Below are 11,935 nucleotides of genomic sequence, written 5' to 3' on the forward strand. Positions count from 1 at the left end.
AAAGTTCCTCTTCATCAGGGGGATTTAGGGGGATCTAGGGTGTCGAAACGACATAACCGATACTTGTGTGTAAACCGTAGCTTATTAAGGGGGGAGTCAGATGAATAAATTTTTGACTCCAGATGAGGGTAAACAGAAATTTCTAGCTCCCCTTGTTAAGAGGCGTTGGGAGGATCGAAACTTGATCCTCTATTACCTACGGTCATTTGCCATTGACTCACTTACCCAATCATCGTTTCCCATTATCCATCATCCATGAGCAATCACCCTTTCGCTGTTTCCCTCAACCCCGATATCCAAGTCACAAGCACTGGAGATCACTACACCGTGCATTCAGCCGAATCTGATCCGACGGCTTGGCTTACCCTTGCCACAACGCCCGGAATCAGTATGGCTCTAGATCATCTCAAAGCGGGCAACACTACCACCGAATTTCTCATGCAAGGGTTAGCCAAACTCGATGGTGGGGCAGCTAGGGAACAGTTCGCCCTGATGCTAAAACAATTGGATGAACGAGGCTGGTTGAGTTATGCCGTATTGCCCCTAGCCGTGGCGATTCCGATGGTGGATTCCGCCGAGTTGAATCTAACTGAACCCTACTGGACAAAAACCCATGTCACCCTCTCTCGCTTTGCTTACCAACATCCCTACGACGGCACAATGGTACTGGAGTCGCCCCTGTCAAAGTTTCGGGTCAAGCTGCTTGACTGGCGAGCGAGCGCGATCCTGGCTCAACTCGCTCAGCCCCAATCCCTAACCACACTCACACCCCCACCCTTACTCGGACCAGAAACCGCCTATCAGTTCCTCAACTTGTTATGGGCGGCGGGGTTTCTGACGGCTGATCCCGAACCCCCCTCGCTTCAGCTTTGGGACTTTCATAACCTGCTGTTCCACAGCCGCAGTCGCAGAGGTCGCCATGACTATCGGGAAATGGATGAAAAGCGGTGCGTTGACCAGTGGTCAGATTTTCCAGTGGTGAAGCCGCCCATGAGCGCTCAGATTGTGCCGCTGCCGCATCCGAATCTGGGAGCATTGATATGTAACGATGGCACGCTCACAGAAGCGATCGAAACCCGAAAATCGGTTCGAGACTATGACGATAACCATCCGATCGCGATCGAGCAACTGGGCGAACTCCTTTATCGCACCGCCCGTGTCAAGGAACTACTTAGCACAGAGGAGTGGTTCGGTAAAAATTGGCGAGAAATACTCGGTTTTGAAGCAGATATTGACTATGGCGAGTTGAGCCGTCGCCCCTATCCTGGTGGCGGGGCAATGTACGAATTAGAAATTTATCCAGTGATACTGCATTGTCAAGGTTTGAACCAAGGGGTGTATCACTACGACCCGCTGAATCACCAGCTAGAGCAGATTGTCGAATCGAAGGATGATATTTTAGATCTGTTAGGTTATAGTTCTGTCCGGATTTTGGTGAGTCCACGTCCACAAGTGCTATTAGTGATTACAGCACGGTTCGGTAGGCTATTTCGTCGCTATCGCTCTGTCGGTTATGAGGTGCTGCTTAAGCACGTTGGGGTGCTACAGCAAAACTTTTACTTGGTGGCAACTAATATGGGTCTGGCTCCCTGTGCGGTGGGGGTTGGGGATAGCGATGCGTTTGGTCGGGCGACGGGTCTAAACTATGTGGAAGAGTCGGCTGTCGGAGAGTTTGCGCTGGGGTCGCTGCCTAAAAGTAGTATCAAAGCCAGTGGGCTGGAGTCGAGTGAGGTGGATGACTCACAAAAGTCGGCTGAAGCAACTGTATCAACCCGTGAGACTGAAGTTAATGGGATTGAGTCCGAATCCGAGTCCGCTACAGCACAAATGTGGGCAACTGAGGTTGAGCCAGCCGGGTTAGTAGCAGAAATTCAGCCGACTGAAGCTGGGGAAATGTCGGAAAATACCTCAGCGCCAGTTGAGGAAACAGGGGCTGAATCTGCTGAGTTAGACGCTTCAGAGAGTCCAACTGATACTCTAGACGCATCAAGTCATGCAGCGGATTCTGCTGAATCTGGGTTAACCCCATCTCTATCTGAACCTACAGGATCAGAGGCTGGGGATAGCCAGGTGGAATCCGATAGTGTGGAAGGTGAAATAGAGTCGGCGGCGGTTTCAGCTAGTGAAATCGAGAGTTCTGCGACTAAAATATCAGTGGCACTCCATCCCCATGACCTGGATGATCGCATTCCCGGACTAGCTGAACTCCACAATCAAACCTTGGGTGACCCCCGGATCACGATTGTAATTCTAGACGGCGACCCAGATTACACATTATCCTGTTTTGCCGGCGCTCAAGTCTCTAAAGTTGTTCCCTACTGGCATGAACCCGCAGAACCCCCCAGCCCAGAAGATTACGCCACATTCCAAGCCATCCGGGACAAAGGACTCAAGGGTCAAGAGAAAGAAGAGGCGCTTAATGCTGCCCTCTCAGAAGATGTCAAAGCGCGTGTTGAACTCAACGACCATGCCTGTCACGTCACCAGTAACATCGTAGGTCAAGAACATAGCCCTGTTTTTGGCATTGCTCCTAACTGCCGGGTGATTAATATGCCCCACGATGCCGTAACTTCTGCGGACTATGCGGATCTGCTCTCTCCCCTTAACTTAGCCCGTGCCTTCGACTTAGCCTTAGAATTAGGTGCAAATATTATCCACTGTGCTTTTTGTCGCCCTACCCAAACCAGTGAAGGGGAAGAAATCCTCGTCCAAGCGATTAAAAAATGCCAAGATAACAACGTCTTAATCGTCGCGCCCACGGGGAACAATTCAAATGAATGCTGGTGTCTGCCTGCGGTGATATCGGGTCCTCTAGCCGTAGGCGCCGCCAACATTGATGGTACACCAGCTCACTTTAGCAACTGGGGCGGCAACAACACCGACGAAGGCATCCTCGCTCCGGGTGTAGATGTCTTGGGGGCGCAACCCTGCACCGAAAAACCCGTGCGCGTAACAGGAAGCAGCATGGCAGCTCCGGTGATCACGGGTATTTCTGCGCTGCTGATGAGTTTGCAACTGCAAGAGGGTAAACCCATTGATGCCGAAGCCGTCCGAATAGCACTGCTCAATACCGCGATTCCCTGCGACGCAGAAAAACCAGAACGCTGTCTGCGCGGCTTTGTCAATATCCCTGGCGCGATGAACGTGCTATTTGGGCAACCCTCCCTCACCATTTCCTTTGCCGGCGATCAAGTAACCCGCACCGAACGGGCTGGCTATGCCATGCCAACCCCCGCCAGCATTACTGCCACCAGCCCCGCCGTACAACCCGCTACACCCACAGAAGCCTCAGTTATCGCGGCGGCTGACTCCGATGCTGCACTAGCCAACCCCGCCACCGTTGAAGCCAGCACCGCCCATTCCGGTAACGTTTACGCCCTTGGCACCCTCGGCTACGACTTTGGCGATGAAGCCCGCCGCGATACATTCAAGCAACTGATGGCACCTGCCGAAATTGACGGCATCATGGTACCGCCAGACCCCTACGATCCGCGCCAGATGCTGGAACACCTGGATCGCTACCCCGACGAACGGCGCTCCCTAATTTGGACACTCAACCTGGATCAAAACACCCTCTATGTCTTAGAACCCAAAGGACCCTTTGCCGAGGATATTTATGAAATGTTCCTGCAAATGTTGGCAGGGCAATTAGAGCCAGAAACCAGCGATGACTTTGTGGAACGGATCAGTCTGCCGGCTCACCGCACCACCCGCACCGTGGAACTCTTTTCCGGGGAAGTTGTGCCTGTTGTAACCGTAAATAACGTGCGTGGGATGTATGGTTGGACGGTTAACGCCCTAGTAAACGCTGCCCTAGCCGCCATTAGTAACCGATTTGACCCCGAACAAGAACCCCTAATCCGGGAAGCCTTAAGCGCCTTCCTGAATCGCGTCTACCACGACTTGCGTAACCTGGGACAAACCTCACGCGATCGCGCCCTGAATTTCGCCGCCACCAACATCTTCCAATCCGCCTCCGTCTTTGCCGAAGCGATCGCCTCTGAGCGTCAACTGGACACCATTGAGGTGAAGAAAAGCCCCTACTGTCGGATTAACAGCGATTGCTGGGATGTATTACTGATCTTCTTTGACCCCGAAAACGGTCGGCGATCGCGTCGGGTGTTCCGGTTTACCCTAGATGTGGCGCTGAATATGCCCGTCACCATTGGTCGGATCAAGCGCTGGTCAATCCCTGGCAAGTCTGTCAGTTGATGAGGGGATCGTCATTTGTCATTTGTCATTTGTCATTTGTCATAGGTGTCAACTTAAGCGCCAAAAGCAGGGGGAGCAGGGGGAGCTGGGGGAGCTGGGGAAGCTGAGGAAGCCCTATATGAAAAGAAAACTTGTATTGGGGCTCGCATCCCCTACTACGAACATGGGAATAGAATTTAACCATTTATATGTTACTCTCGACACAGACACCCTAGAATCAATCGCCCAATCCGACTTCATTAACCAATCATTCTGCACAATATCCAGAGATACCGTAGAAACAGATACAGAAAGTTGGTCAGGAATTTATCTTAGGGGAAACTATGCCTATCTTGAACTTTTTCCTCCAGGGGGAGCTGAAGGATTGAAGGAAGGGTTTTCGGGTATTGGGTTCAATACTCAACAAGCAGGACAAATTGATAGTGTAGCAGAAAAACTAAGAGCCTTAGGCGCCGAAGAAACGTTTTCTGATTTGCAAGTTCGTCAAACTGAAAATGGAAAAGTACCCTGGTTTCATTACTTGACGCTCAACCCATCAGAGAGAGAAGCCTTCGCTGCGTGGTTAATGGAATTTCATCAGGATTATTTAGACTATAAAAACATCAAACTTACCCCTGCAGGTTGCTTTGACCGTGCGGCGTATCTGAAAACCTTGGATACTTCCGAAACGTCTTTATTTGAGGACATATCAGAGGTTCATCTTGAATTAACTGTATCGGAACATGAGGAACTCGCATTACTGCTGCGAGCCTTTGGCTATCACTCATCTGGCGTAGGAGATAAGACGATCTATCGTTGTGATGGTTTTACTGTACAAGTATCCCAGAACGTTGCTCCAAGGTATCGAATTCGCCAGGTTGTTTGCACGATGAAAGATAAACCGCATCCGGAAAAAACCTTCACATTTGGTGACAATGCCAAGTTAAAAGTAGGTAGAGAATTGGCAATTTGGCAATTTGGCTAACTGAAGCAATTACTTTAAAAATAAAGACTTTCCTTGGCACGCAAATGTGTAGATTACTTTTCACAGGATCTAGAAAACCTTTCTGGAAAACCTCTCTCCATCCCCCCTAGCCCCAGGATTTTCCGATCGCTCCTCAAATTCACAAATTGACAATGGATAATGAACAATGGATAATGACCTCTCCTTAAAAGAAGAGGATTGAAATCAAGGAAAATCTTTTTTAATTTCTTCGTAAACGAAGAGGTCTTAGACCCAATTAATCAATTGTCAATTATCAATTATTAATTATCCATTGATTAGTAGACCGACGCTCTAGTCGGGGCGGGTTTAGTCACATCTTGGTGAAACGAAAAGATAGTAGTAAAACCCGCCCCTACAGGTTGCATCAACCCACAGCAAACCCTGTATGCGGATCAAGACAATACTACTCCGTTTAAAAACGTTTTTTGGTGCGATAAAAGGGTTTTTTCACAACAACGGCGGGATAAGTCTTACCGCGAATTTCCACCTCTAACGGTTGACCTATCTTAGCTAAGGATGTGGGACCATAAGCAAGCGCGATCGCTCTCCCTAGGGTTGGTGAATAGGTACCACTCGTCACCTCTCCCACGACTTTGCCATCGGATAGCACCGAATATCCGTGACGAGCGATATGTCGCCCCTGCATTTCAATCCCCACTAACCGACGTTCCACGCCCTTAGCTTTTTGGGCTTCTAATACAGAACGTCCGATAAAATCCCCTTTACTATCCAAATGCACCAGCCAACTTAAACCTGCTTCTAGGGGAGTCGTCGTATCATCAATATCTTGCCCATAAAGTGCCAACCCTGCTTCCAATCGCAACGTATCTCTCGCCCCCAAGCCACAGGAAGTCACTCCCGCTTGGAATAGACGACGCCACAGTTCAACCCCAACCTCTGGTTTGACCATCACCTCAAACCCATCTTCGCCGGTGTACCCTGTCCTGGCGATAAATCCGGGTTGACCTAGAATTGTTGCATTGAGATGTCCGAAGGATTTCAGCGCGGTTAAGTCTTCCTGGACAAAGGGTTGTAGATAAGTCTCAGCTTGGGGTCCTTGCAAAGCAATTAAGACGTTTTCCCTAGAAAGGTCTAGTAATTTTACCCTGGTGTTTTCCAGTTGCGCTAACAACCAATCTTTATCCTTCTGACAGGTTGCCGCATTAACAATCATCATCCCCTGGGGTTCGCCTGTTTCATCCTCCCCTTGGTGGTAAACAATCACATCATCAATGATGCCCCCTTGAGGATTCAATAACACCGTGTATTGGGCTTGACCCGGTTGCAATCGACTCAAATCTGAGGGGACTAATCGCTGTAACTCTTGCCAGAGCTGCTTTCCGGTAAAGGCAAATTTCCCCATGTGGGAGATATCAAACATACCCGCATTGGTGCGTACTGCTTCGTGTTCTTGTCCGATACTGCTGTATTGGACGGGCATTTCCCAACCCGAAAAGCCAGTGAAGCGGGCATTTTGTTCAACCGCGAGGTCAAATAGGGGAGTTCTTGCAACAGTTGGTTTTGACTGAGCCACAGATAGTCTTGAGTTACAGGGTCTTTCATATTCTACCCAGTTGGCAGGCGTCAACCCCTGATCTGGAAAATTGCGATCGCGCCACGGCACTGAATAGAGTGTAATCCAGACATTCCGTACCCAAACCTTCAAGGCTGTGCTAGCTTAATCATTGAGAATGTGTTCGGTTTCAGTGTTTGTGCTTAGTACAGATGGGCTTTTTTCCTTTCGACTTGACAGACTTGTCTCCGATACCCACATCTTTATACAACTTTGAGTTTGGAGACAATCATGTCAATTTACGTAGGCAATCTATCCTACGACGTTACTGCAGAAGACCTGAATGCTGTCTTTGCAGATTATGGTGCTGTCAAGCGGGTGCAATTACCCACTGATCGGGAAACCGGACGTCCCCGGGGTTTTGGTTTTGTAGAGATGGAGACAGACGACGAAGAAACAGCCGCTATTGAGGCACTCGATGGGGCTGAATGGATGGGGCGCAATCTGAAGGTGAATAAAGCCAGACCTCGCGAAAACAAGGGGGGTTCAGGCGGTAACCGCAAAAACGGTAACTTTTCGCGTCGTTACTAATTCTCATTCACTCAATTGCCTCAATTCTTGCGGCACAACTAGTGCGTCGGGTAAGGATTAGGTATTAGACAAGAGCCGGGAAATTAATTTCCCGGCTCAAAGCTTAACTTAACTCAGTGAATCGCCGCTGCTGGTGGCAGGACGAGCTTAGGCGCTCTCTTGACGCTAGAACCATTAGAGGGCTTTGCACCTTGAGCTTGAGTCTCCTGAAGTAAAACTTCCCGAATTAACCGTGCCATCACCCGTTGAGCTAAACCGCCAGCAATTTTTTGTCCCATTTGCTGAGTTTCCTGCTTCATCAAGAGTTGGGGAACCAAGGGGGCAAGTTGGAAGGGATCGAAACCGGGCGTATCTTGCAGAATTTGCCAAATTCGTTTGATATGTTCTGCACTTTGCGGCAGTTCTACAACTTTGCTAGTAGATGTCGTTGTCTGCTGTAATCCCACTCGTTGGCGCAGAGACTCCGTAACATTATCAAAAGTCCGACGCCCAAACATATCCACAGCTTTGATAATTTCCTCGATCAACTGTTCCCGAATTAAAGCACCACGTTCTGAGAATAAAAATTCTAAGGTTTGATTCAAAACCTTATTCAAATCGTAGTCTTGGGAATTGGCTGCATTCCGCAATAAATTTTCCAGGCGATTCCAGCGGAAATTGCCCTCTTTGACCAGTAAGTCTTTTAGAGAAGCGCGTAATTGGGGGGAAGAGTCGGTTAACAAACGCTTCGCCACATAAGGATAGGCTTTACTGAGAACCTTGAAGTTCGGATCAACATTAATCGCAATCCCTTCTAAAGTGACCAAGGAACGAATAATCAGAGCGTAGTAGGCTGGAACTCGAAATGGATATTCATACATCACTTCCGAGAGTTGATCTGTGATGCTCTTGAAATTGAGTTCGGCAACACTAGCGCCTAAAGCATTGCTAAATACATTAGCCAGCGCTGGAATAATCGGGGTTAAATCTGTATCCGGCGTGAGAAACTCTAAATTTACATAGTCATGAGCCAAACCCGCGAAGTCCCGGTTAACTAAATGAACAACCGCCTCAATCAACCCATAGCGTTGATAGGGTTTGACTTCGCTCATCATCCCAAAATCTAGATAAGCCAGTTTACCTTCTGGTGTAGCTAATAAATTTCCAGGATGGGGATCAGCATGGAAAAATCCATGTTCCAACAACTGGCGTAGCGAACATTGCACGCCAACTTCAATCAAATACTTGGCATCAATTCCTTGAGCTTTAATCGCTTCCAGATTAGTCAGTTTAGTACCACTGATCCACTCCATTGTCAAGACACGCCGTCCTGTATATTCCCAGTAAATTTTGGGTACATAAATATCCTGAAGGTGTCCGTAAAGATTGGCAAAGCGTTCTGCATTACACCCTTCTTGGGTATAATTCATTTCTTCAAAGATGCGGGTACCAAACTCATCCATAATCGCAACCAAGTCACTCCGCACCCGCTTGATATTCTTTTGTACCCACTGAGCTAAGCGGCGTAAAATATAAACGTCTAGGGCAATGCGCCGTGCTAAGCCAGGTCGCTGCACTTTTACGGCGACGGTTTCTCCAGTTTTGAGTTTCCCTTTGTAAACCTGTCCTAAAGAGGCGGCGGCTACTGGTGATGGGGTAAGTTCGGCATAAATTTCTTCAGGGCGAGCGCCTAATTCTTCCTCAATGAATTGAAAAGCGACTTCATTGGCAAAGGGAGGGAGTTGATCTTGTAGCAACGCCAACTCTTCCAGGTAAATGGGTGGCACTAAGTCAGGTCGCGTCGAAAGTGCCTGCCCTACCTTAATATACGCAGGTCCGAGTTGGGTTAAGAGTTCCCGCAACTGAATCGCTCGTCGCCGTTCTTTGATCGGTCGGCGCCCCCACTTGCGATCCCACCATAGATTGATGGCAAAGGCGGCTGTCGGTAAAGTAATCCTGAGTAGCCGTCCTAGGACTTGTAGCGGCGCTCGTCCATATTGGGCTTCAATCGCCACTGGATCATAGCGCAGCGCTTCTGTTTTGTTTTCGCAGTACTCCTGTGGTAGCGCTGATGAAGAAGAAGGCGTCTGTTCATACTCAACCACAATTGGCTCAGGGGGTAAGGGAACAACTGAGGGATTGAGTTCGGTGATTGAATCTCGGTGGGGAGTGGATGGGGGAATTGTTTTAAGATTCATATTAATTCAGGATTTTACCAGCAGGAGCGACTATGTAAAGAATTGTAACAAAAAATGATTGAGATACCACGCCACTCAGTTTATCCTGATTAGGGCGTAGGCTTAAGCAACAAGGTTGGCTGGCTCGACAAGCAAGGTAGTATTTTGTGAAAGGGTCACCATATCGGTGACGAGACGGGGTACGCTCGCACCAATTGGGTATATCTACTACATCCCAGTATCTCTCTGGATTAGCTGTTGTCGCCTCTTCCTTCCCGGTGAATTTTTTTCCGGACGGTTGATTTATGACTTATTACTTATGACTTATTACTTTAAATACTATGTTGCTATCATTACGGATTCAAAACTTTGCCTTAGTTGACCACTTGGAACTGGAATTTGCGGCGGGTCTGAATGTCTTGACGGGCGAAACGGGTGCTGGTAAATCAATTATTCTGGATGCCATTGATGTGGCGTTGGGAGGAAAAGTCACCCATCGTCTGATTCGCACGGGGGAAAAACGGGCGCTGGTTGAGGCGACGTTTCGCATCGATGCGACGTTGATGGCTTGGTTGAGTGAACAGGAAATTGATTTGTTCGATGAAGCGGATTTGGTCTGTAGTCGAGAGATTACGGCAAAACAGAACTCGCTGCGATCGCGATCGCGAATTAATGGTATTTTAGTAAACCGTCGCTTAATGGAACAATTGCGCGATCGCTTGGTGGAAATTACCGCCCAAGGTCAAACGGTACAGCTTTTCGCCTCAACCCGCCAGCGGCGACTCCTGGATCTTTACGGTGGTTTTCCCCTCAACAAACAACTTGATCTTGTCGCTACGGCTTATCTGGCGTCTCAGGAAACCTTCCAAGCACTGCAAAAACGGCGTCAGTCAGAACAGCAGCGCTTACAACGCCTTGACTGGCTAGATTATCAAATTCAGGAACTGAGCGCCGCTAATCTTACTGATTCCGAAGAACTGACCGAACTCGAACAAGAATCTCAGCGGTTAACTCATGTCGTGGAACTCCAACAACACAGTTATCAGATCTATCAGTCACTTTACCAAAATGATAGTGGTGCATTTGCCTGTGCCGATTTACTAGGGGAAGCTGAAACCACGTTGAATGATATGGCGCAATATGACACCCAGTTACAACCGATCCTGGAGTTAGTCAGTGGCGCCTTGGCGCAGGTGGTGCAAGCAAGTCACCAAATTAATGCTTATGGGGATGGACTCGAAACTGATCCCGAACGCCTAGAAGAAGTCGAAGAACGTATCCGCGCCCTTAAACAAATTTGCCGTAAATATGGACCGACTCTAACCGATGCGATCGCGCACTACGAAAAACTTAACTCAGAATTGGCTGAACTCAGGGGTAACGGTCAATCCTTGGATGAGTTGGAAAAAACTTACCGCCAATGTCAGGAAACCTTAACAGCAGCTTGTACTCAGCTCACCCAGTTGCGTCGAGTCGCGGCGGAGGAACTGGAACATCGTCTAGTGGAGCAACTGAAGCCTCTAGCCATGTCCAAGGTACAATTTCAGGTGGCAATCACGCCCATCGCGCCGACAGCGACGGGTGCTGATCAAGTCACGTTCTATTTATCTCCAAATCCGGGCGAACCCCTGCAACCGTTGGCAGCAACGGCATCGGGTGGGGAAATGAGCCGTTTTTTACTGGCGTTGAAAGCCTGTTTTTCCAGCAGTGGGGATCAAGGAGTAAGCTTAATTTTTGATGAAATTGACGCCGGGGTATCAGGGCGAGTAGCGAGTGCGATCGCAGAACGACTTCATCACCTGAGTCAGCAAAATCAAGTGTTGTGTGTAACGCACCAACCCATCATCGCCGCCATGGCAGATCGACATTTCCGCGTCGATAAACAGGTGATCGATCAAACCCCCTTAATCAAAAACAGCCAGACGAATACTCTAGCCGATGAAGAAATGCCTGAAATTGACCTGCGTACAGTCATTCGCGTCAGTCTCCTCGATCATCATTCTCACCGCCAGGAAGAAATCGCCCAGCTAGCTGGTGGGCAATCCGGTCAGGAAGCCATGACTTTTGCCGATTCGCTCCTGACTCAAGCCCGTCATTGGCGTCAGAATTAGTTTTGAGGATTGAGTGTTGATCCTGCGTTTGGCGAGTAGAAACGGGTTTGTCGGGGCTCTTTTGACGATTATCGTTTTTTTCCCTCACCAGGGATGCGACTCGCGCCCGCCCCAAGCCAGTTTTAAATGCTCTCCCTCATCTCCCAGACGTTCCACGGTCACGTCTCCCCCAGCTCCCCCAGCTCCCCCCGCTCCCCCAGCTCCCCCAGCTTCCCCAACTTCCCCAGCTTCCCCAACTTCCCCCGCTTCCGAGTCCTCGACTTGCTGAGAGAACGAATCAAACGTTAAGCTCAACAGCAGAGTAGTCTAAATCGTAGCTCACTGATTAAATTAACCTGAGTGGTAAAACTTTAACTGATAGAGTACT

At 49.0% G+C, this 11,935-nt stretch carries 7 protein-coding genes; 4 read left to right on the forward strand and 3 right to left on the reverse strand.

The window, feature by feature from the left end; translation table 11 throughout:
- Nucleotides 1-255 precede the first annotated feature (255 nt).
- Together ACLGGO_RS09500 and ACLGGO_RS09505 are read left to right on the forward strand one after the other, a co-directional pair.
- Nucleotides 256-4,212 carry a PatA/PatG family cyanobactin maturation protease gene (locus ACLGGO_RS09500; RefSeq protein ID WP_446419118.1) on the forward strand — a complete coding sequence of 1,319 codons (3,957 nt, stop codon included), beginning with the start codon at nt 256-258 and terminating at the stop codon, nt 4,210-4,212.
- Between the two features lie 163 nt (nt 4,213-4,375).
- Nucleotides 4,376-5,176 (forward strand): DUF5829 family protein, encoded by an 801-nt coding sequence (locus ACLGGO_RS09505; RefSeq protein ID WP_446419119.1) that lies wholly within the window; start codon nt 4,376-4,378, stop codon nt 5,174-5,176.
- Nucleotides 5,177-5,609: 433 nt separating this feature from the next.
- Here ACLGGO_RS09505 and gcvT read toward each other — a convergent pair whose 3' ends face one another.
- A complete protein-coding gene (gene gcvT, locus ACLGGO_RS09510; protein WP_446419155.1) occupies nt 5,610-6,731 on the reverse strand; it encodes a glycine cleavage system aminomethyltransferase GcvT in 1,122 nt (373 codons plus the stop codon).
- Nucleotides 6,732-7,001: 270 nt separating this feature from the next.
- On the opposite strand from gcvT, the gene ACLGGO_RS09515 reads away from it, so the two are divergent.
- A complete protein-coding gene (locus tag ACLGGO_RS09515; protein WP_446338281.1) occupies nt 7,002-7,301 on the forward strand; it encodes an RNA recognition motif domain-containing protein in 300 nt (99 codons plus the stop codon).
- Nucleotides 7,302-7,414: 113 nt separating this feature from the next.
- On the opposite strand, the gene ACLGGO_RS09520 is transcribed toward ACLGGO_RS09515, so the two are convergent.
- Nucleotides 7,415-9,478 (reverse strand): ABC1 kinase family protein, encoded by a 2,064-nt coding sequence (locus ACLGGO_RS09520; RefSeq protein ID WP_446419120.1) that lies wholly within the window; start codon nt 9,476-9,478, stop codon nt 7,415-7,417.
- Between the two features lie 320 nt (nt 9,479-9,798).
- On the opposite strand from ACLGGO_RS09520, the gene recN reads away from it, so the two are divergent.
- Entirely contained in the window at nt 9,799-11,568 is a 1,770-nt protein-coding gene (recN, locus tag ACLGGO_RS09525) for a DNA repair protein RecN (RefSeq protein ID WP_446419121.1), read from the forward strand.
- 84 nt (nt 11,569-11,652) lie between these two features.
- On the opposite strand, the gene ACLGGO_RS09530 is transcribed toward recN, so the two are convergent.
- Nucleotides 11,653-11,862, reverse strand: coding sequence for a hypothetical protein (locus ACLGGO_RS09530; protein ID WP_446419122.1), 210 nt, complete (start codon nt 11,860-11,862; stop codon nt 11,653-11,655).
- Between the last annotated feature and the right edge of the window lie 73 nt (nt 11,863-11,935).

This window comes from Coleofasciculus sp., assembly GCF_046565525.1.
GTDB lineage: Bacteria > Cyanobacteriota > Cyanobacteriia > Cyanobacteriales > Coleofasciculaceae > Coleofasciculus.